At 45.5% G+C, this 22,358-nt stretch carries 22 protein-coding genes; 8 read left to right on the top strand and 14 right to left on the bottom strand.

What is annotated here, in order from left to right; all coding sequences use genetic code 11:
* Positions 1-7: 7 nt before the first annotated feature.
* Together H6626_13350 and H6626_13345 are read right to left on the bottom strand one after the other, a co-directional pair.
* Entirely contained in the window at positions 8-412 is a 405-nt protein-coding gene (locus H6626_13350; GenBank protein ID USN47157.1) for a TraR/DksA family transcriptional regulator, read from the bottom strand.
* A 225-nt stretch (positions 413-637) separates the two neighbouring features.
* The gene (locus H6626_13345) at positions 638-1,111 is read right to left on the bottom strand and encodes a hypothetical protein (GenBank protein ID USN47156.1); all 474 of its coding nucleotides are present in this window, start codon (positions 1,109-1,111) and stop codon (positions 638-640) included.
* A 100-nt stretch (positions 1,112-1,211) separates the two neighbouring features.
* Between H6626_13345 and H6626_13340 the strand changes: the two genes are divergently transcribed.
* Positions 1,212-2,171: a calcium/sodium antiporter gene (locus H6626_13340; protein USN47155.1), complete on the top strand. Its 960-nt coding sequence runs from the start codon at positions 1,212-1,214 to the stop codon at positions 2,169-2,171.
* 12 nt (positions 2,172-2,183) lie between these two features.
* Here H6626_13340 and H6626_13335 read toward each other — a convergent pair whose 3' ends face one another.
* Entirely contained in the window at positions 2,184-2,672 is a 489-nt protein-coding gene (locus tag H6626_13335; protein ID USN47154.1) for an FxsA family protein, read from the bottom strand.
* 2 nt (positions 2,673-2,674) lie between these two features.
* On the bottom strand, positions 2,675-3,451 hold the full coding sequence (gene xth, locus H6626_13330; GenBank protein ID USN47153.1) for an exodeoxyribonuclease III: 777 nt from the start codon (positions 3,449-3,451) through the stop codon (positions 2,675-2,677).
* A 164-nt stretch (positions 3,452-3,615) separates the two neighbouring features.
* On the opposite strand from xth, the gene H6626_13325 reads away from it, so the two are divergent.
* The gene (locus tag H6626_13325) at positions 3,616-4,140 is read left to right on the top strand and encodes a peroxiredoxin (protein ID USN49041.1); all 525 of its coding nucleotides are present in this window, start codon (positions 3,616-3,618) and stop codon (positions 4,138-4,140) included.
* A 66-nt stretch (positions 4,141-4,206) separates the two neighbouring features.
* The gene (locus tag H6626_13320) at positions 4,207-5,370 is read left to right on the top strand and encodes a hypothetical protein (GenBank protein USN47152.1); all 1,164 of its coding nucleotides are present in this window, start codon (positions 4,207-4,209) and stop codon (positions 5,368-5,370) included.
* Here the strand turns inward: H6626_13320 and H6626_13315 are convergent.
* Positions 5,362-5,961: a nitroreductase family protein gene (locus tag H6626_13315; protein USN47151.1), complete on the bottom strand. Its 600-nt coding sequence runs from the start codon at positions 5,959-5,961 to the stop codon at positions 5,362-5,364. The genes H6626_13320 and H6626_13315 overlap by 9 nt on opposite strands.
* Before the next feature lie 76 nt (positions 5,962-6,037).
* On the opposite strand from H6626_13315, the gene H6626_13310 reads away from it, so the two are divergent.
* The 3 genes from H6626_13310 to H6626_13300 all read left to right on the top strand — a co-directional run bounded on the left by H6626_13310 (position 6,038) and on the right by H6626_13300 (position 9,779).
* On the top strand, positions 6,038-7,879 hold the full coding sequence (locus tag H6626_13310) for a hypothetical protein (protein USN47150.1): 1,842 nt from the start codon (positions 6,038-6,040) through the stop codon (positions 7,877-7,879).
* 131 nt (positions 7,880-8,010) lie between these two features.
* Positions 8,011-8,988 (top strand): ADP-glyceromanno-heptose 6-epimerase, encoded by a 978-nt coding sequence (rfaD, locus tag H6626_13305; protein ID USN47149.1) that lies wholly within the window; start codon positions 8,011-8,013, stop codon positions 8,986-8,988.
* A gap of 2 nt (positions 8,989-8,990) precedes the next feature.
* Positions 8,991-9,779, top strand: coding sequence for an RNA methyltransferase (locus tag H6626_13300; GenBank protein ID USN47148.1), 789 nt, complete (start codon positions 8,991-8,993; stop codon positions 9,777-9,779).
* A gap of 5 nt (positions 9,780-9,784) precedes the next feature.
* On the opposite strand, the gene H6626_13295 is transcribed toward H6626_13300, so the two are convergent.
* From H6626_13295 to H6626_13255, 9 genes are all read right to left on the bottom strand, one after another.
* Positions 9,785-11,740, bottom strand: coding sequence for a response regulator (locus tag H6626_13295; GenBank protein ID USN47147.1), 1,956 nt, complete (start codon positions 11,738-11,740; stop codon positions 9,785-9,787).
* Between the two features lie 49 nt (positions 11,741-11,789).
* Complete coding sequence (locus tag H6626_13290) at positions 11,790-12,203, bottom strand: response regulator (GenBank protein USN47146.1); 414 nt, start codon at positions 12,201-12,203, stop codon at positions 11,790-11,792.
* A 126-nt stretch (positions 12,204-12,329) separates the two neighbouring features.
* Positions 12,330-14,291 (bottom strand): PAS domain-containing protein, encoded by a 1,962-nt coding sequence (locus H6626_13285; GenBank protein ID USN47145.1) that lies wholly within the window; start codon positions 14,289-14,291, stop codon positions 12,330-12,332.
* 9 nt (positions 14,292-14,300) lie between these two features.
* Entirely contained in the window at positions 14,301-14,777 is a 477-nt protein-coding gene (locus H6626_13280) for a hypothetical protein (protein ID USN47144.1), read from the bottom strand.
* Between the two features lies 1 nt (position 14,778).
* Positions 14,779-15,675, bottom strand: coding sequence for a hypothetical protein (locus H6626_13275; GenBank protein ID USN47143.1), 897 nt, complete (start codon positions 15,673-15,675; stop codon positions 14,779-14,781).
* Positions 15,676-15,789: 114 nt separating this feature from the next.
* Entirely contained in the window at positions 15,790-16,950 is a 1,161-nt protein-coding gene (gene ribD, locus H6626_13270; GenBank protein USN47142.1) for a bifunctional diaminohydroxyphosphoribosylaminopyrimidine deaminase/5-amino-6-(5-phosphoribosylamino)uracil reductase RibD, read from the bottom strand.
* Positions 16,935-18,041 (bottom strand): homogentisate 1,2-dioxygenase, encoded by a 1,107-nt coding sequence (locus H6626_13265; protein ID USN47141.1) that lies wholly within the window; start codon positions 18,039-18,041, stop codon positions 16,935-16,937. Before H6626_13265 ends, ribD begins: the two co-directional genes overlap by 16 nt.
* A 22-nt stretch (positions 18,042-18,063) precedes the next feature.
* The gene (hppD, locus tag H6626_13260; protein USN49040.1) at positions 18,064-19,104 is read right to left on the bottom strand and encodes a 4-hydroxyphenylpyruvate dioxygenase; all 1,041 of its coding nucleotides are present in this window, start codon (positions 19,102-19,104) and stop codon (positions 18,064-18,066) included.
* 73 nt (positions 19,105-19,177) lie between these two features.
* On the bottom strand, positions 19,178-20,455 hold the full coding sequence (locus H6626_13255) for an AAA family ATPase (protein ID USN47140.1): 1,278 nt from the start codon (positions 20,453-20,455) through the stop codon (positions 19,178-19,180).
* A gap of 102 nt (positions 20,456-20,557) precedes the next feature.
* Here H6626_13255 and H6626_13250 point away from each other — a divergent pair, with 102 nt between their 5' ends.
* Both H6626_13250 and H6626_13245 read left to right on the top strand, forming a co-directional pair.
* Positions 20,558-20,926, top strand: coding sequence for a rhodanese-like domain-containing protein (locus H6626_13250; GenBank protein USN47139.1), 369 nt, complete (start codon positions 20,558-20,560; stop codon positions 20,924-20,926).
* 16 nt (positions 20,927-20,942) lie between these two features.
* Complete coding sequence (locus H6626_13245; protein ID USN47138.1) at positions 20,943-22,319, top strand: HAD-IG family 5'-nucleotidase; 1,377 nt, start codon at positions 20,943-20,945, stop codon at positions 22,317-22,319.
* The last annotated feature ends 39 nt before the right edge of the window (positions 22,320-22,358 follow it).

Raw genomic sequence — 22,358 nt, 5'->3', positions numbered from 1 at the left:
CATTGGCCTAGCGAGCGTAGCGTTTCCCTATGCTCTCTCTAATTTCAGCACCTTCAATACTGAGACGAGTCCAAGGAATCGCCAAAAGACGTTCGGCCTCTATGGGCTCTTCAGTCTCTTCACAAATTCCGTAGGTCCCACTATGAATGCGGGCCAAAGCACTTTCAATTTCGACCAACTGCTTTCGAAGTCGTTCGTTCATGCTCAAAAACTCACTCTCAGCAAGAGCTCGCATGGTCTGATCACCTTCGTCCCCGCCTTTGCTGTCATCTGACGCATGAAGATCCTGACGAGCGCTTTGAAACCGGTTAAGTATTTCGGCCTTCGTCTCTAATAAATTTTGCTTACACTGCTCAACGAGCTCTCTCGTGATTTCCGCCATGATAGCTTCCCCCTTGCTAGGTCGTGGCATGAAATAGTTCCAAATTGGAACTGAACTATTTACACATAAATGCCCATAAGTTTGCAACAAAAAATATGAAATATTCTTAAATCTCTTACAACCCTTTAGGAACAACCCGTTCAGCATCTTGCGCGCAGCGTCTGTCCGGACAATATTAGATCTTAAATGCAATTTCTTACGGAACAAAACATTTTGTTTTACGCTGTTTCAATGTGAAACAAACAATAACGGACATCAAAAACTCACGCTGGTGGTCCGTACGGGCCTCCAAACTGACGAGCGATGAATCCAAAATTTTTGCCCAAATGTATCGGCAACATAGTACCAATTCCCATCTTCATCCATGTCCATAATCTTAAACGATGTGTATCTATCCACCGTCTGTAGATCAGAAAAGGGGTAAGCCTTGCCAGGCCCTTGTCTAAGCGCAGCCACCTCTCCCTTCACACTCAAACAGCGCAAATCGCCATCTGATACTAAAGTACGAAACACCCAATGAGTTTCACCGTCTTGGTCACGCACCTCGATCCAACCACCCTTGCGGTTCACCTCCAGCAGAGGCGTATATTTGCCCACGGTCCACGTTTTCTGAAATGACTTGCCCGGCCCGTTTCTAAGGTAGGCCTTGTTGGCGGTCACACATAGCCCAAAAACCAATTGGGGCATGAAAACGCTAACCAACACGCCATATCTTAACTTTGTGAACAACGACGACCCCTTATTGAAGACGTTGATTAAATCCTGTGACCCATTTATTGTACACTTTCGATTTTTCTGATCATAGGGATTTTGCGTTAGGACAATTGTTTTGAGTTACTTAATGGCTATTGGGCTTGTCATAGCCGGCTTTGCAGTTTTGGTTTTCGGAGGCGAAGCCCTGGTCGCTGGTGCTGTCAGTGCCGCCTCACGACTGCGCATCAGTCCAATGGTTATTGGCCTGACGATAGTCGCCGCGGGCACCTCGGCTCCTGAACTTTTGACAAGTGTGATGGCGGTATTAAAAAACAATCCCGATATAGCAGTTGGTAACGTTGTTGGTTCAAATATTTTTAATATATTGGCTATTCTAGGAATAGCCGCCCTGTTGAGCCCACTTTCAGTGGCACGAACCATTGTTCGAATGGATTTACCTCTGCTTGTTGTGGCCACCAGTTTGTTTTTGCTCCTTGCCCAAGACCATATGTTTTCTCGCTGGGAAGGGAGTCTTTTTCTTATTGGTCTAAATGGATTTATTTTTTATTCAGTGATGATGGCCAAGAAAGATCGGAAGAGCACTAGCGACGAGGTTCACGAAGAGTTCTCCGTACTGAAAAATTGGAAGTTTGATGTGGTCTACCTCACCATAGGTTTTATTGGACTCCTTGGTGGAGCCCAATTGGCCCTAGAGGGTGGAGTCCAATTAGGGCATCTATTTGGGCTTTCAGAAAGAATCATCGGTATCACAATCATCTCCGTGGGAACGGGATTACCCGAACTTGCCACTTCCGTTGTGGCCTCCTACCGAGGCCGCAATGATTTGGCCATTGCCAACGTAATTGGCTCTAATATGGTGAATACACTTGGCGTAACCGGCGTGGCTGCAACGGCCAAACCATTTCAAATGAACCCGCAAATTGTTACGACGGATACTTTTGTGATGGCGGTGGCCACCTTGAGTGTGATTCCTTTGATTTGGATTGGGCGGTTTCGCCTGAGTCGATTGAGCGGCGCTCTACTTCTATTGGGTTATGTGGCTTATCTAGGTCTGCTGATTGTTCGGCCCCAGTGATCTGACTTTGGTTTATTTCTTGTGCTTTGGGGTGACATCGATAACTTCTAGCTCGTCGTGACTGTATGTCTCTGGCTGGTCCACATCGTTAACTCGAGTTGAGCCTGAACGGAAAGAATAAAATCGCAATGTTCCTCGCAGCATGGCCGCCTGCAGGTAGCGTTTCAAGAATATCACAAATAAGCTGCGCGTGAGAGGGAACACCATGAGTAATCCCGCCAGATCGGTAATAAACCCTGGCGTAACCAACAACACTCCACCAGCAAACAAAAACAAACCGTGCAACAAGCTGGCTGCGGGCAATTGCCCTTGACTCAGTTCTCTTTGAATCCTAGCCAAAATTAAATAACCCTGTGCCTTAGCCATATAGGCACCCACGATGCCTGTCAGCAACACGATACCCAGGGTTTCAATGGCGCCAATCACCTGCCCCACTTGAATTAATAAATAAAGTTCAACAGCCGGCACCACAGTAAACATAAACAGCAAAAAACCAAACATATTCAACCGCCTTTTATATCCAGCTCCAGAAGAACCGGACAATGATCCGACCCTGTCTGATCATCCAAGATCTCTGCTCTTTTTATTTTGTTGCTCAAACCCTTCGTGACAGAAACATAATCAATTCGCCATCCGCGATTACCTATTCGCGCTTTTTCGCGATAGGACCACCAAGTATAGCGATCTTTTTCATCAGGGTGGAGTTTTCGAAAAGTATCCACAAATCCCGCCGCTAAAAAATCATCAAACCACTTTCGCTCTTCAGGCAAAAAACCACTTTCTTGACTCAAACCCTCTGGATCATACACATCAATGTCCCGGTGAGCGACGTTGTAATCGCCACACAAAACAATTTCATGACCTCGATTTATTTGCGTTTTTAGGTGGACTAAAAATTTTTGCAGAAATTCTTGTTTAAACATGTGCCGCTCTACACCGGATCCCCCATTTGGAAAATACACGTTGTAAAGTAAAAATCCATGTTGCTTTGTAACCACAATTCGACCTTCGTCATCGAATTTTGGAATACCAATGCCACGAGATACGGATTCAGGTTCTGATTTTAAATACGTGGCCACCCCAGAATAGCCCCGACGAGCGGCTGCCGACCAGAAACTGCAACGGCCTCCAGGTGACCACAGCTCTTTTTCTGTCTGTTTCCGATGGGCTTTAGTTTCTTGAATACAAAAAAGGTCAGGATTGTGGGCCTCGATAAACTCATGAAATCCTTTTTTTGCACACGCTCTAATTCCATTGACGTTCCAAGACACAATTCGCAAAACCAACTCCTTTTAGATTTAAGAAATCTCGCCAATTATTTAGCAACTGCGCCATCATAAGTCGACACGCACCTTGCTGCACTCTCGTTTCTGTGGCAAATATTCGTATTTGCACAGTTTAATTTAAGACGAATTAACGTTGCGCACAAAAAGGATAGTTTATGATGCCGATCATTGGCCAACCAGCTCCTCAGTTCACTGCACCTGCCGTTGTGGACGGAGGCGATTTTAAAGATATCAGTCTTTCTGACTACAAGGGCAAGTGGGTTGTCTTGTTTTTTTATCCTCTGGATTTCACTTTTGTTTGCCCCACTGAAATCACCCAATTTCGAGATCACTTGGGTAAGTTCAAAGAGGCGGGTGCCGAAGTGATCGGTGTAAGTGTGGACTCTGTGCACTCGCATGCACGCTGGATTAAAGACGATTTGAAAGACCTTGGTTATCCACTCATTGGTGATATCACTAAGCAACTGTCACGAGACTATGGCGTTTTGTTGCAGGATTCGGGTATTGCCACGCGGGGTACATTCGTTATTGATCCTGAAGGTAATATTCAATACATGGGCATTCACAACCTCAATGTCGGGCGAGATGCTGGAGAAATTCTCCGCGTGGTCAATGCCTTAAAAACAGGAGAATTGTGTGGAGCGGGCTGGAAACCTGGTGATGGATTTGTAAACGCCAACTAAACTGGGTAGGACAACTGTTATGTTACAAAAAACGCGCTATTCTGAGCGCGTTTTTTTTGAGGAAATATGGGTAAAGAGTCGTTCGCTGAATCATGTTTTGGGCACTTGAAAATTCTTTTTCCCGATGCGGCTGCAGCCGGGCGCTCAGCATTTCCATTGGAGTATTTGGCTGGTGCGCAGACCGTTAATCTCTCCCCCTCTCTGTACGGAAAAATTCAAAAAGCCATTGCTGACACCTTTGCATGGACTCACACTGATTCATATGCTGATCAACTTCGCCCGCACCTCTCTAAACAAGACCAAGAAATCTTGGACTTTAAGACCGAGCAGTTTTCTGTGCTCATGGCCTATGACTTTCATGTAGATCCTAACACTCAACAGGCTCGCCTCATTGAAGTCAATACTAACGGAGCCGGTTACCTTTTTGCCTACCTCAGTTACCTGACCCATGGGTTAAAGCCTTTTCCGCAAATCAATCCGCTTATGGTTTTGAAAAACTCATTTACAAGTGAATTACAGTTGTTTAACGGCGGTGGGACTTCGCACATTCTGATTATGGATGAAACCTTAAAACAGCAAAAGATGTATCCTGAATTTTTACTTTACGAAGATCTCTTTCGACAATGGGGATTCAGCGCAAGTTTGATAGATTTTGAGGACCTAGAATTTCACGCTCAAACCAACAAGGTTGCCGGTGGCAATTTTATATACAACCGTTACTGCGATTTTCTATTGCGCGAACGCCGATCAGAAAAATTGCGGGCCGCTTACCTAACAAAAGTGGTGGGTCTTTCTCCTCAACCGAAAGAGTATCTATTGATTGCCGACAAACAACGAATGGTCGAATGGGGACTTGCCCCTGACCTGCCCGATACAATCGCAGAAGTTTTGCTAAAAACCAAAGATATCTCTGAATTTTCGGATCCTGATACGCTCTGGACAGAACGAAAGCACTGGTTTTTCAAACCAAAAAGATCGCATGGCGGCAAATCAACCTATCGAGGAAAATCGATTACAAAGGGCACTTTCGAGCGCCTCCTCAAAGAAGACACGCTGGTGCAAGAGTACTTCCCGGCTGCAGAAACCGAAGATGGCCAATGGAAATACGACATTCGTTTTTATGTCTACAAAGATCGAATTCAACTGGCTACAGCCCGCGTCTATAAGGGGCAAGTGACAAACTTTTCTACGCCACAGGGTGGATTTGCGCCAATTGTTGTTTCAGGCTAGCCAAACAACCCGACCATCTGTTTGCCGTGGAGCTTTCGGCGGATCGTGGTCTGGAAAACCCAACACTAGCGCACATAGCAACTGAAGCTCAGCCCCTTCTTTCATTTTGATTTTTTCAATTTCTAGAAATCGATTCACTTCCGTTTCAATTTCTAGTGGAGCGCCCATGGGGCAAGTCCCGAGACCTTCGCTCACGGCGGCAAGAATCATGTTCTGCACGGCCATATATACACTACCTACACTGGTTAGATATCGCTCATCCGGATCATTCATTGAATAGCAAAAAAAAATGACAGGTGCGTCGCCCAATGTGAAAAAAAATCGTTCTGTGAATTCATAAAGCGAGGGCTTAAGACGCTCCTTCAAAATGTCTTTAATGCCAAGCCAACTTTTTTGCGAATACTTCAAATAGGCGTTTCGCTTTTCACCTGTGACCACAAAAAAACGCCAGTTTTGTCGGTTTTTGCCAGAGGGGGCCTGCATTCCTGCGGCTAAAACACGATCCAAAATTTCACGAGGAATCGGCTCCGGTTTAAACTTTCGAATCGACTTTCGGCTGGTCATTAATTTGTAGAGATCATCAGATTTCATAATACAAAAATACTCCATGGGCCTTGGTCGAGAAATGCTTTAGTCGGCGAGTCATGTCACCGATATAGCATATGTTATGGCAGCAGCGGCAAACAAAACTAATGATTCTCCCCAACCCAAAGAGGCCTATCCAGCCTTTGATCAAATAAATGGGGAACATCCCTGGCAGCTGGCCATGCCAGAAGGGTGCGTCAATTACCCTGTGCGCGAATTGAAGGCCGGCAAAATTGCCTATTTCAATTTTGATCTCGCAAAAGAAATGGGGCTTGTTCATGAAAATCATTCCCCCGTGATGAATCCTGACCTTGCTAAAAAACTTGTAAAAACATTCTCCTTACGAATCATTAATGAGTTTGACCAAACAAATAACAAGCAATTTAAGCCTTCCCTCGTGAAGCCTCACCCCTATATGGCCACCCGCTATCTACAGCTTCAACATAGAAACAAACAGGGTAAGACTTCTGGCGACGGCCGAGGAATTTGGAACGGCACATTTGAGCATAAAAATAAAATTTGGGATATCAGTAGCCGTGGCACAGGGGTTACAGCTTTGGCGCCCGGTGCGGTAGAAGCAGGCAAGCCGCTACAATCTGGGTCAACAGACTTTGGCTACGGTTGCGGGTTAGCTGAAATTGACGAACTCTATTCTGCAGCCATTATGGCAGAAATCATTCATCGACGGGGAATTCATACCGAACGAGTCCTCACAATCATTGATATTGGAAACGGCATGGGCATTGGCGTACGAGCGGCCCAAAACCTATTTCGACCAGCCCACTTGTTTGTTTATCTAAAGCAAGAAAACCATGATGCCCTTCAACGGGCCACTGACTTTGTCATCCGCCGGCAGGCTAAAAACCGCAAATGGCCCTTTGGCGTTTTGGCTGAGAATCGCTATGACCTGATGCTTGATCAAGTTTGTTCGGATTTTGCGACATTCTGTGCGCGACTAGAACGAGAATATATTTTTGCGTGGCTCGACTGGGACGGCGACAATGTTTTGCTCGATGCCGGAATTATAGATTACGGGAGCATCCGACAGTTTGGCCTTCGCCACGATAAATACCGATATGATGATGTTGAAAGATGGTCCACCAACCTCAACGAACAAAAACAAAAAGCTCGCCTTATCGTGCAAGAATTTGCTCAGCTGATTGAATTTCTAAAAACAAAGAAGAAAACACCGCTAGCTGAGTTTTCAAAGCACCCAATACTTCAGCGGTTTGACAGTCTTTTTAAAGAAAAACTTATTGATTACTTTTTGTTTCAAGTGGGGCTTACCAAGTCACAGATAGATAGACTGCAAGATCAACACAAAGACCTTGTTGATCGCCTCTACCGCACCTTCGAGAATCTTGAAAAGACAAAGGCCACCTCTGAAGAAGAAGCCGTGGAAGATGGCGTGAATACGCCAGCTCTATACAATATGCGAAAATTATTGGCCCAGCTTCCCCATATTTTGCAGAGTCACCCTGATGGGGCGCCCGCTGAAGACTTACGTAATTTGATGTTGGCGGAAGAGGTTGAAAATCCAAAAAGCCTAACTAAATATCAGCAACGAAAAATCGAAGACTTTCAAAGAACCTATTTAGAAATGATCCTATCTTGCGCCGGCAATGGGTCCAGAAAGACCCTATTGAAGACCCTAGAACAACGAGCCTCGATCATCAATCGCGAGGATCGACTCACTGGTAACGCGCTTATTTACATCGTTCAACACATCATGGATGCCCGCAAAAAGGGTTTAGAGCACCATAGCGTTCAAAAAATCATCGAAGAGCTCATTTACCACCAAGACACCGCGCCCACGCTCCATCGCCTCCCCACGGTGGAACCTGACAACCTCCCCTCTAAAAAGGCCCAACAAATTATGGCCGAGATTTTAGATATGGTGGAAGAGTGCAAAGAGAGCATTTAGCTCTACTCCCCTATTAAAAAATCTGCTATTTGCGTTAGCTGCCGGGTTTACATTTTCAGCCTGCTGCGTCAACAGATCGCTGGCCAGGCCATAGATTCAACCTTTGGCACCTAACCTATCAGGAGGACTCAATGATCATTGTCACCGGAGCTAACGGATTTATCGGTAGCGCTATGGTTTGGGAGCTTAATCAATCCGGTATTGATGACATTATTTGCACCGATACTGTTCGCCCAGAGGATCGGCCCGAGCTTTTAAAAGGTCTCAAATTCCGTCAATTTGTTCATACGGATGAAGTTCTTCCCTTGTTACGTGAATCCAGCCTATTAAAAGACTGCCAGGCCATTTTTCACATGGGAGCTTGCTCATCTACTCTTGAAAAAAACGTCGATTATCTTAGAGTTAATAACACCGAATACACTCAACACCTTTTTGAGTTATGCACTCTGCATAACGTTCCCTATATCTATGCCAGTAGCGGAGCCGTATATGGTGGAGGTGAAAACGGGTTTGACGACCGCACCCCTCCAGACACATTTAGCCCGCTTAACCCGTATGGCGCCTCAAAGTTAAATTTTGATAAATGGGTCGTACAGCAAGCGACCACACCCGATTCTTGGTATGGCCTTCGCTTTTTCAATGTCTATGGGCCCAATGAATACCATAAAGGCCCAATGAGCAGTGTCGCCTACAAAGCCTTCAAACAAATTAACGAAACCGGTCGCTTAAAATTGTTTCGATCCCATCACCCAGACTACAAAGATGGTGAACAAAAACGTGATTTTGTCTACGTGAAGGATATTACTCGGTGGATGTTAGAACTGCTGAATAAACCCGATACTGCAAATGGAATCTACAACATGGGATATGGCGAGGCCCGGACCTGGCTTGATATGGCAAAAGGAATTTTTGCCTGCATGGACCGAACTTTGGACATAGACTGGATTGATATTCCTGAAGATCTACGAAAACAGTATCAGTATTTTACCGAAGCCAAAATGGATAAACTTAAAGATCAAGATCTCTCCCTGCCCCAATGGCCGCTAGAAAAGGGCATTGAAGACTATTTTAAAAACTATCTTCTTACGGATCATCCGCACTTCTCCTAGCTATGGTTAAAATTAACGTCGTATTGGTTCGCACAAAATATTCTTCAAACATTGGCGCTGCGGCCCGTGCAATGGCCAATATGGGTGGTTCTCGGCTGATTCTTGTGGATCCAAAAACTGATATCAACTCAAAGGCCAAACAGGGCGCGGCCAGCGCGCAAGAACCCTTACAGCAAGCTACGTCGTATTCTTCTTGGGAGGATTTTTACCGTGCCGAGGGTGATGGCATTCGCATTGCTTTTTCACGGCGGGGCGGGAAACGCCGTCCGCTCATACCCCTTCGCCCCCTGATGAAACGCCTGTCCTCTGACCACCAAAGTGATTTAGCCAATAAACCTATCTACCTTATCTTTGGTCCCGAAGACCACGGGCTCAACGCTGACGATATGGCTTTTGTTAATTATTGCAGCTCTTTACCCACGTACGGTAAATTTGCCAGTTTAAATTTATCACAAGCTGTATTGTTGGCCATTTTTATCACGGCCGAAGAACTGATGGGGGATTCTGACGACACTAAAACTTGGCAATCTCAAGAGCTCGACACGAGAGTTTCAGAAAAACAAATGGTCTTTCCAGACCAATCCATTCGGCAATGGCTCGAAGCTATGGGCTTTGACATTGAAGCAAGAAAAGCCAGCGCCTACATCACGTTAAAGCGGCTTCTCCTTCAAAATCTACCTACTGAAAATGAACTTATGGTACTAGAAGCAATTCTTCAGCAGAACATCAGAAAACTATTAGACGGAAAATCTAACGAAGCAGGTGTAGACCACCACCCAACAGACCATTAAGGGAACTACCGTTTCTTCTTAAAAAAGCTACCCACAACTGATGATAAATCACCCGTGAGGAGGTCTTTCGTGGACACTTTTTTGCCACTTACGGATTTTAAGCTGGCCAGCTCTCGTCGGGCCGGCATAAACCTGTTGTCAATCTGATTGGCTTTTTGAAAGTCTTTGGCTGCAGTGGCCACGTCTCTCATTGCTAAATGAACTAATCCGCTCACAAAATGAAAAGTGGCTTTAGTTTTTAAGTCTGGGTCGGTACGCCTTAGTTGCTCCTGCATTTCGGCTAAAACTTCCAGTGGAACTTCTCCGGTGGCCCGCTTCAGTTTCACCCAGATTAGGTGCATTTGGTTGGCTGAAGACGAAAATAAATTCTCGGCCTCTTCCAGTTGCTCTTGGGCTTCTTTGTACTTACCTAAAACCAAATTATTTTTGGCATGCCCTAGTAAATCTTCCGACAACATTTGCTTTTTAGCCTCTTCTTGCTTCAGCTCTTCAAAAAACTTTGCTCTCTTATCTTGATGTACTAAAACATCTTGTGCACTTGATATTATAGCAAATAAGTCATGGGCTTTCTTTTTCAAAGCCTCAGGTGCAGATACTGGCAATCGATCGGGGTGGTACTCTTTGGCGATTTCTTTATATATCCGACTCACTTCGTCGGCGGTCATTCTGTCTGAGGCTCCGAGAAACTGAAAAATCTGGACCGCATTTTTAGTTTTGAATTGCTTCAAAAACTCCTCAATTCTCGAATTCTTCTCGGTGAAATCACTGGATTTCTTCGACTCCGCAAACACCACCAAGCGCCGCAATGCCAATAGGTGAAGTCCCCGGTAGATGCTTTGCATTTTAGTTGCATCAAACCTGTCGTTAATTTCTTTTAAGGTGCAACCGCCGCGCACACACTCGATAAATTCCGCGCCCGCGCTGCGAACCAGGTGCATTTTTAGAACTGAGCTATGGTCATCATAATTGGGCCCAAGTACAATAGGGTGATCCATCCACGCAGAATAAAAATCTACTAACCAATCCACGGGGATCTGCTTTTCGATCATTCTCTCAAGCTCAGAAGTGAATGCCACAAGATCTATACACCCGCCCTGCCCCTTCAGTTTTCTATCTGGCGAAAAATTCACTTGAACCTTGCTTGCCGTAACTAAATGTCGTAATTCCATTAAGATCTGTTCGGGAAGCACTTCAGTCATCGCGTGGGGGCTCAATAGACCCTCATGGATCAGATTTTTTATTAGGTCACCTTTTTTGTTTTGTACTTCGAGTTCAGAAATTTCTTTCGCTGAAACAAAACCTTTTTTCTCTAGTAACTCCTGAAGTCGGTCTTTCGACTTTTCCGTATCGACCTTGGCTATTTGTCCTTCGGCCACGGTGATCCCGTAAATCTCATGGTTTTCATTGACGATATTTAGGTGCCCTGAGCTACCGGCATCCATCAATATGCAAAGCATGAAGGGAAGATCGTATCCATACATGTCTTCCACATGATCCAGAGCTTTACGTCGCTCTCGCTGCGAAGCAAATGGCTGCGACAGGAGCGAATGCAAGTCCACCTTCGGCACATCCACATGGTGTGCTAATTCTTGTTCCAAAACCTTTAGGATTTCTCGATTATCAAAGGGCTTTAAAAAGAATTCTTTCGCCCCGGTCTTGCCCATGGCCTCGGCTGGAAATGATCTGTCGCGAAAAATTCCGCTCATCAAAATAAACAAACACGAATCCTGATTGGGCAACGTGTTTTTGAGCTGCCGAACTAAATCAACTCCCGGCGTGCCGGGCAACATACAGTCCACAATGGCGGAGTGAACAGGTTTCAACTTCGCTATTTGAATGGCTTCTTTTCCGTTACTGGCAGGCAACGCTGTAAACCCAGAACGAGTCACCGCCTGCACTAATGCTTCTAATATCGATGAGTCATCATCGACAACTAAAATGTTGATTTCGGACTTTTTCATTGCATTAAATGTATCGGCAATTTGCTGTTAAGAATTAACTCGACTTAGGTCAGCTTCCCGCATGTCCGTGCTTTTTCCAGGCTTCTTTGAGTCGTTGCGTGAGGGTCTCTAAATTGAAAGGTTTTACGATGTAGCCGCTCACCCCATTCACAGCGGCTTCAATGACCGCGCCTTTTTCACTTTCGGTGGTAACCAATACGAAAGGCAGCTTTGAAAACTCAGGCTGGGCCCGCACTTGTTTAAGAAAATCAAGCCCACTGGGTCCAGGCATGTTCAAGTCGGAAAGCACCAAACCTACCGGTGACCCCTCATTCTTGAGATTCATTAAACGTCCATAACCCTCGTTGGCGTCTCCGGCAGACTCAATTCTTGTGTACCCAAGTCGCCTTAAGTTGTCACAAATGATCTGACGAATATTCATTGAATCATCAACTACAAGAATTTGGGTCTCTTTTGGAAACATATCGCGAAACCTCTTCGCCGCTTAGTTGCAATAACTTATTCTTTCAGTTTTTCTCAGCAATTTGAAGTTCTATTATCGGCTTTGAACACCTATACTGGCCTAAGGTTGTGGTACAATTCAAAAAATCTAGCTGGCTATGGCCTCTGCGACGACAAGTTCGTTGGGCACGATCAATGGCACCTTAATCATAAGTCGAGAACCCACACCTGGCTGTGTTTGCACTTCTACGGTACCGCCCAATTCTTCAGCAGAGGCTTTTATCGCACTCATTCCCACTCCACGTCCCGAAAAATCACTTACAGAATCACGGGTGCTAAATCCGTCATCAAAAATATATTGTATAACTTGGTGATCCGATAGCCCCTCAATCTCATTGCCACGACCCATTTCCTGCATCTTTCTTCGAACCCGCGAAGCATCAATTCCACCGCCATCATCGCAAATGTGGAATTCCAGCCACTGCTGCTGACCAGAGTCTGTGCTTTTCACCACAACCTTAATTTGACCCTGTTCGTCTTTCCCGGCCATCTGTCGTTCCTCAGGGGGCTCAATCCCATGATCCACAGCGTTTCGAAATGCATGCACTAGGGTGCTAAATAATTCTTCATAGGCTGCTGGATAAACTCTAATCTCGCCACCTTCCACATACATGGGCTTGAGCTTCTTTCCGGTTCTTTCGGCCACAAGAGTGGCCACATCATTCATGTGCATGAACAAGGGAGCTACGGGTTCCGCCAATAGTAGGTTTTGCACAAGCACGCAGGCCTCTTCGGGCACTCCTCTTTTTCGCAAATCATCCATCAACCCTGAAACTTCCTCTAAAGTGACCTCAACCCGTCGGCTTCCCGCCACACCTGTAAGTGTAAATAGCTTTTCGTTGTTTGCCATAAAATCAGAGTATGATGTTTCTAAATCGTTAACAGATCGCTTTAAATTAACAATAACCGCTTCTGGGTTCTCGGCCTTACCGCTTCTGAGCGGCTCCAATACCTCCTGGACCATTCGAGAAGCTCGCCAAAGCTCATTGGCTGAGTAAGTGGCCGCCTCGCCCTCAAGGGTGTGCAAAAGTCTAAATAAATAGTTAATATCAAGATCGCTAGATTGGGACACCAGCGTCTTCACGCTTGAAATGGTCGCAACACAGCTTGCCAGAAACTTTGAAAACTGGCCTTTGTTGGCCACAATTTTCATAACCATTTTTACAAATTGCTTTTCTTTTTCTAGAGCCAAATTCGCTTCGCGAACTGCTGTCTTGTCGGTAGCTACCAATACCACATTACCGATAGATCCCTCATCTGTATTTAACGGATAATAATCGAGTTCAATAAACCGATTTTCGCTATGTTTATATTCATTGGGTGCTAAATTTTTTAAATCTGCAAACGGCAATGCCTCTGAATAGACGGCCTTCATCCACATTTGAAATGTCTCTGACTCAGAAGAGTCCAGGCGCAACACATCCCAAATATTTTTGTCTGCAGGATTGCATTCAAGAACATCTTCACAGGCCTTAGTGAAGATCTTCGAGCAGACTCCACCCTCATTAAAAACCAAAAATCCCTGTCCCAAGCTATCCATAATTGCACTGAGCATGAGGTTGGCTGATTTTAATTCACGCGTTCTTTCCTCAACCATAGATTCCAAATTTTTGCTATAAGCTTCAAGCTTCTCCTGAGCTATTTTCAGCTCATCAATCACCACTTCTTTTTCTTCTAGTTGCTTGTGGTATTTTTTGTGTAACACCTCTTCAAGGGTCACATCATGGAGCATCAACACCCATCGCAGCTCACCTGCTGCATCCGTAAACGGCTGAATGGCCAACTGCACTCGCCCGAGCTTTCCGCTTTTAAGCTCAAATGCCACCTCTTTGTAGGGTGTGGCTTCATCTTTACCCCATTCCCCTTTGGGCATGACAAAAAGCGTCTCATCGTCAAATTTGAAGTGGTCATAGATGGGTCCACCGCGGGTCAAACGGCGAACAGATGACTCGGCCAACGTGGCTGCCGCTTCGTTACAATACAAAACGGATCGATCCGCACGAAGTACGAACACGCCATCAATGAGTGAGTCAAAAATACTATAATCCACTAAATATCCCTATCCCTGTAAAAACTTAAAATATTTTGATTCAATGACATCCATTTCCATTTCGTCACCCGTCTCATCGTCCACAACTGAGTCTGGCGGATTCACGCTGTCTCCGTTAAACTCTTTTCCTGACGTGAAAAGCACCATTTTTTCATTGCCAGATTCTTCACAATAGTAAGGGACATAAAAACTATCCACTTTTGCATTGTCTGGCAGAAATCCCGCCACCATGTTGATCTGATCAACGATTACTTTTGGACAGTTTTTGTAGGTGATTGAGGCCCCTGACGGAAGCTCCTTCAACCACTTAATCCACTCCCGAATACCGCATGAATTGATCGCTGTAACGCCATCTAAATTCAGTATAATGGAGCTGCCTGACACACCAGATGCGGATTGGAAGTTGGCATCTTCATCAATCTGTCCCTGAAACGTCAAGACCACATCGTTGCCTTCTTGACTCTGACTAACACTAAATTGACCCATTTTAGATGTCCTCCTTAATTGTGACACTTAGTAAATTCTTAGGTAATAATGATCTCTTTGAACCACTCATTTTTAATGGCAAACTGGCACACACAATTGTTTGCTTGCCTTTTTCAACCGCCAAGTAGTAGCTCGCTCCGGTGTTGAATACCATGAATGAGCCAATACCCGCACCACCGTGGCCCATGTTGATATTTTTATCAACACCCTGAACATAACAGCGATAAACTTTGTTAAGTAAATAGTTAATATCCAGTCCCCCAAAAGGGTCGCGGCAACCTAGTATGAGTCGATCCCCGTCGGTTGCCACAAAAAACTCTGAATTTTTCTGATCTTTGCTTATCAATGTCCGCAACGAACGGTCCGCACCGGATCTATTTTCGTCACTGACAAACGGCGCATTAAAAATAGCGTTTGTAATCAATTCATCAGCTACCATTGCCGCTTCTGAAACGAAGCTCTCTGATCGAGAGAGGGTGCGAGCCTCATGATTTAAGTCGTTCAGGAGCTTAGTTTTTTCTGATGGCTCTTTAAAAGAGGCAAAAAGGCGCATCATCTTCTGTTCCGACTTCTTGTTCAACTCGTTTGGGCTTAGTATGGTTGAAACTGGAAATTTAAAAAAGTCTTTCGGCGATCCACAAATAATGGCGGCCGCTCCTACCTCAGTACTAAAAAAGGGATTGCCCTCTTGCACCACGCAATCCACATGTTCTGTGAGAACATGATTTACAACCAAGTCGGGCTGCAGTGTCCTGGAAACGTCAATGGCTGGCTTAGGCCCCTGAACCAAGTGAGCCGGTTTCGTGAGATCCACGAATTCAACCTTAGTTCTCAGATATGATGGCACGTGTCTGTACCAATTCTCCGAGGCGCTCGCTTGTTTTTTTGCCGATGACATTTAATACCCTAAGTTGCATGGACTAATACTTAGAATATTTCGGACAAAGTCGAAAAAGACTGAACCTCAGAAAACAATTCTGGACTTACCTAGGGGTAACAAAAAAACCTGTGTTTATATTGGTTTGCGATCATTTAATGTCTGACGCGAAAGGCCCGAAATCAACCAATCTCCACCTAGGTCCATGATCGAAGATTTTTCTAAAATCCAAGCATCATCGAGGCGATCGGCGCCTGTTTCAGCCGTCCAGCCAAGACCGGCATTTCCCCCTATAATCTTGGGGGCCATAAAAAGCTGCAAACGATTCCACGCTTGTTGCCGCAAAAATGATCCATAGGTCGCAGCCCCGCCCTCGACATAGACCGAGTGAACACCATTGTCGTAGAGGACTTTTGTCAGATCAATGAGATCAAACTCACCATGACTCGACATAGGTGCAGTGATTTGCTGCCATGGCCCCGCAACTTGTGGCGCTGATTCCCCAGTGACCACCCACCGATCTTTCTCGTCATGACAGCTCGCCAGTTTTGAGTGGGGCAAAGTTTTAAAACTTTCGCCCAACGGATCAAGAATAACTGCCGTATTTTTTTTATCGGGGTAATCTTCATGCCGTACGTCGAGAGAGGGATTATCATGACGATAGGTACCCAACCCAACTGCGACACCTCCATGCTGTGCCCTAAGATAATGACTGTACTTGCGGGCCACCTCATCCGTGATCCATTGACTTTCCCCTGACTGAAGCCCCATGAACCCATCTAAGCTGGTAGCCACCTTTAAGGTTACAAAAGCTCGCTTATGAATCATGTTATGAAAAAACATTTCCACCAAGTCATACAATGAATCTGTTTCGCCCACCCACAGCTCAGCGATTACACCTGCATCAGACAATATTTTTGCACCTTGTCCAGCCACAAGGGGGTTTGGATCTTGCAAGCCATATATAACTTTTTGCACCGGTAGATTTGCAATGTGCTTAGCGCAAGAAGGGGTTTTCCCGTGATGGGCACAGGGCTCTAATGTCACGTAAATAACAGCGCCATCAAGGTTCGACGAGGCTGCACTTTTTAGTGCAGCCACTTCTGCATGATCACCACCATATTTGCGATGATAACCTGCCCCAATTAGATGGCCCTCGCGGTTTAAAATCACACAGCCCACAGGCGGATTCGGCTCTACATGGCCTTTACCCATTTGCGCCAGCTTTATGGCCAAAGTCATTGCTTGATCTGGGGTCAGATCATGACCCCACGGAATATCTACTTTGTTTGCCAAGACTTCCAGTAATCCTTCACTTCCACGGAACCCAAAAAGTTATCCTGTTTTAGCGGCCAGCGGGTATCAATCATCACCGCATATTCTTTGGTTTCTGTTTTAGTTTTCACGGCCTCAATGGCCTTAGGGTGCGGCCCGTGTGGAAATCCAGCAGGATGAAAAGTCATCATGCCTGCGTGCAAATTATCACGACTAAAAAAATCACCATCGTGATAAAACAACACTTCATCGTAATCGATGTTCTGATGATAAAATGGCACTTTCAATGCGTCTTCGTCATGTTCAAGCGGTCGAGGCAAAAAAGTGCAGATCACAAAGTCTCTGGCCACAAAAGTACTATGAGCACTGGGCGGCAAATGTGCCCTGTGGCTCATCAGTGGCATCATATCATCCATATGAAGCGTATAGGGAAACAGGTCTCCCTTCCAACCGACAACGTCGTACACATTGCTAGAGAAACTATAGGTCGTTAGCTCATCACAGTGCTTGACTCGAATCTGTTTGATATCAATGCCAGCAGAAGACAGCGTGGACTCCTGAACTTCGAGATTGGGCTTGCCAATGGCATTCACATCAAAAACGGCATGCCGCCCAACAATACCGCGATCTGGTTCCACATAATGACTTGTTCGGTTTTCGATGGTCAAAAATGTGGTCGGCTCAGTGGCATTCACGGTGTATGTGACACATTTTGGAATGATCACATAATGCCCTCTCCGATAATCAAGTTGACCATATTCAGACAAAATCTGCCCCGACCCCTGATGACAAAAATAAACGATGTCTCCATCGGCATTTCTCTCACCCACCAGCTGGTCAGCTGACTTCACCGTCACATGTTGATACCCAATAGAAACTGAATCATTGAACAAAAGGCGCTGCCATTGATCGGTAGATTTGTACTCAACCAGATCATACAGTCTGGGTTTCAGCGGACCGTCGATATTTGTCCAGCGGGTGCTTGGTTGTTTGCGAATTAAATGGGAGACAGGGCCAAAGAAGCCCAGATGACCTTGTTCCTCTTCGAAGTGGCCGTCTGGGATGGCTTTGTGCGCCTGCTTCGTATTAATACCTTGTGAAAAATGGTGCACGATGGCCTCCTATTGCCTCGACCTATAAATAACCTCGACGCTTTTGATCCAACTCAATAGAATCAAATAGAGCCTGAAAGTTCCCCTCGCCAAATCCGTTGTGATTTTTGCGCTGGATGATCTCGTAGAAGATCGGTCCAATGAGAGTTTTCGTGAAAATCTGCAACAGGTACCCCTCGTCATCGCCATCAACTAGAATTTTTAAATCTCGCAAAACATCTATGTCTTCAGAAATTTGCGGCATACGCTCGGGCAAAAGTTCATAGTAGGTGTCCGGCACCTCTAAGAAATCGATACCCTGTCTTCTCATATTAGATACCGTCTGAATAATGTCATTGGTTAACAGAGCAATGTGTTGAATGCCCGAACCTTTATATTCATCAAGGTATTCTTGAATTTGCGACTTAGAATCTGAAGGCTCATTAATAGGAATAATAATTTTTTTACAAGGCGAACGCATCACCTTCGAAATAAGTCCCGTGGACTCTCCTTTAATATCGAAGTAGCGCTGCTCGCTGAAGTTAAAAACTTTCTCGTAAAAATCACACCACTGTTGCATTTGCCCAAGCGGCACATTGTTTGTCATGTGATCAATCACCTCAGCCCCAAAGCCAGGAACATCTGTTGGACCGATGTAATTGAAATCACCCTCGTAAACTTTGCCCTCATGGTGATGATCTACAAAATAAACCACCGAATCACCTATTCCATAGATAGCTGGAAAACTATGAAAAGGAGCGGCTTCTACAGGACGAGCCCCTCGCTCAACAGCCGCCTTGAAGGCTTCTTTTGCATCCTTGACTCGAAAACCCGTTGCACAAACTGACGGGCCATGGGCATCGCGAAACTCATCGGCAAAACTGCCCTTTTCTTTGTTCAAAATGAAATTCACTCCCCCTTGCCGAAAGAGTCCTACATCTTGGCTCTTGTGCTGGGCTATTTTCTTGAACCCAAGTTTATAAAAGAGTTCTTCTAAGGCATCGGGATCAGGTGATGCATACTCAATAAACTCCATTCCCTCTAAACCCACGGGGTTGAAGGCTTCAGAAGACCTCTGCGACATGGTTTTATCCTTTGTTTGTGTAGTCATTGTTTCCACGTGACACCTCCCAGCATCTTAAAAACATGAAACGCACCTAAAGTAAAGACGTGTCCTCGAGTTGGGCTTCTAAGTGACGATAAAAATCCATAACCTGAGGATCTGATTTTATTGAACCGGGGCTCCACTTTTGAATGCACAGCCGCCCCCCTTGTATCACCCGACTCAAAGCCACGTAGGCCTGACCTGGCTCCCACAGAGCGTCAAGGTTAATTAAAGCACTGTCTAAAGTTAAACCTTGGGCCTTGTGTATGGTTGCCGCATAGGCCAAGTTTAATGGCATCTGTGTTACGGCCGCCTGCACCTGACCTTCAGCATTCATTTGGGTAAGAGTGATCGGCTCCACATCTACCTCACGACCTGATGCCAACTCCACTCGAATAGAGTTTTCACTGATCGACCTCACCCACCCCGTACTTCCGTTCACCCATCTTTGACGCGGATCATTATGGCGTAACATGACAAGGGCCCCTAGCTTAAGGCGCAGAAACTCCGGCAAAGGGGAGCATTTTTTTAACTGCGCTATGGATCGATCTTTTCCTACGTATTGGGCCGTAAAAGTATGTAGGTCACCTTCTAGCTGGGCCAATTGTCGGTCATTGAATTCTTCAGTCTGTCGACGAAGGGGAAACAATCGAGTGCCGTGAAATTCGCCATCCTCAATCGAGTAAATGCGGGAGTTTAAATAGGTCTCCACATCTGAATCCACCTCTCCCTTGCGAACCGTATTCAACACACTTAAAAAATTATGATCCTGGGTACGCATATTTTGACGCAAAACCACCGTGCTAAAATCTGACTGCTCCCATACGGGGTCCAAAAAAGCCCAAGACTTGCCCTGACGATCGGCCTCCACAGGGGGAAGTTGGGCAAAATCCCCCACAGCGACCACCTTTAAGCCCCCCCAAGGAAGATCCTCATGGCTTCTAGCTATTCGACAAATATGTTCTGCGGCCCTCAGCGCGGGCCCTGAAATCATTGAGACTTCATCGATGATTATCCCCTCCGCCTTTTTCAATCGAGACACCACCCTCCGATCCGATACGGCTCGGCGCACCGTTGCATCAACGCCGCCCTCCATGATTCCCAACCCCATAAAACTATGAAAGGTCCGTCCTCCCACCAACACCGCTGCGGCACCGGTGCTTGCTAAAATGGGAAAGGTCTTAGCATTTAGGCTTCTATGAAAATGCCGTATAACGAAGCTCTTGCCGCTGCCGGCTTCGCCGGTGATAAACACATTGCCGGGTTTATGCAGAACATCGAGTGCCCGCAATTGGTCTTCAGTAAATCGAACTTCGGCGGCTTGTGCCATTTTGCCCTTTCCCACCCGAAACATGACATCGAGGTAAAATGCGCATAAGATACTGGCTTATGGCGTGCCCAGGCACAAGTATTAACCAGCGAGGTCATGATTATGAGCGAAAAATCCGTTGTTAATTTCACGAACAAAATGCCCAACCCCATGTTTCCAACTGTATTTGATGTCACCTGTGAAGAGGTTTTCGAAAAGAAAGACGGTGTCCATTTAATTGATGTTCGACGGCCCGATGAGTACACAGGTGATCTTGGCCACATTCCAGGCGCTACCCTCATCACTTTAGATGAAATCCCCAGCCGCAAAAACGAACTTCCTACAACTGGTACTATCGTTTTTATATGCCGAAGTGGTGGTCGTTCCGCTCAGGCATCGGCGATGGCCAAAGAAGCGGGCCTTCAAAACGTCTTTAACATGCAAGGCGGAATGATGGCCTGGAACGATAAAAAGTTTAAAGTTGAACGGTAGTTGCCCATATTAAATCATGAATAGACAAGTTTACGTAAACCGCACATTGAATCTCAAACGCATCAATTACATTGGTTTTGATATGGACCACACGTTGGTGCGGTATGATAGCCAAGCCTTTGAAGCTTTGGCCCACAGCATGATTGTGAAGAAGCTGGTGGCCGACAAAGACTATCCCAAAGAAGTGTTAAACTTAAAGTTCGACTTTCAAAGGGCCGTACGTGGACTTGTCTTAGATAAAACCCATGGCAACGTACTTAAACTCAGCCGCCATGGAGCTATTCGTGTCAGCTACCATGGCCTCAAGCCCATTGATTATAAATCTCAACGCCGTATTTACAAAAGTACATACGTAGATTTGAGCGATTCCAACTACGATACGGTGGACACCACTTTTTCCATAGCCCACGCCACGCTCTTTGCCCAACTGGTTGACCTAAAAGATAAAACTCACGCAGAGTCTCTGCCGGACTATTACACCATGGCTGATGATGTGCTGTGGGCCCTCGATATGTCTCACCGGGATGATAGCCTTAAAAGTGTGGTCAGAAGTCGACTACAAGATTTTGTTATCAAAGACGAAGCTGTGGTACAGGGTTTAGAGAGATTCAAAGCTCACGGGAAAAAGATATTTGTATTAACAAATTCCGACTATCCCTATTGCAAACTCCTTCTTGATTACGCCATTAACCCCTTTTTAAAACAACACAAGAACTGGGAAGAGCTTTTTGAGTTTGTTATTGCTGCGGCTCAAAAGCCCCGCTTCTTTTATGACAAGCTGAATTTTCTTAAAATTGATACTGAATCAGGCTTGATGACAAACCTCGAATCGACACTTGAACCCGGAGTCTATCAGGGCGGTTGTGCCGCTCGCTTCACTGCCGATCTTCACTTAGACCCGAACGAGATTTTGTACATCGGTGACCATATCTACGGAGATATTGTTCGACTCAAAAAAGATTGTGCGTGGCGGACTGCGCTTGTCGTGGAAGAACTGGAAGAAGAGGTTCGAAAAACTTTCGAAGCTCTTCCTTACACACAACAGATCACAACTCTCATGGACAAAAAAGTCCCCTTAGAGCGTGAAGTAGACCAACTTGTTTCAGATCAAATTGAAAATCACCACAAAAAACACGAGAAAAAAATCGACACTCTCATGTCGGATATTTCTGCTCTGGACAAACAGATCGGCCCCCTTATAAAAAAGCAACAAGAGCAGTTTAATCCCTATTGGGGTGAGATCATGCGCGCGGGTATTGAAGAAAGCTACTTTGCCAATCAAATGGAACGCTTTGCCTGTATCTATATGGCTCGAATTTCTGATTTTCTTGAGCTCTCTCCACGCACATATTTTAGAAGCTTTCGTCGCCTCATGCCACACGACCCTCAATAGCGAAAAGGTATCCCTTTCCTTTTTGCGTTGCACAGCGCT

This window comes from Pseudobdellovibrionaceae bacterium (assembly GCA_023898385.1).
GTDB lineage: Bacteria > Bdellovibrionota > Bdellovibrionia > Bdellovibrionales > UBA1609.
The sequence above is the reverse complement of the archived record's forward strand: the minus strand, read 5'-3'. Positions and strand labels throughout refer to the sequence as shown.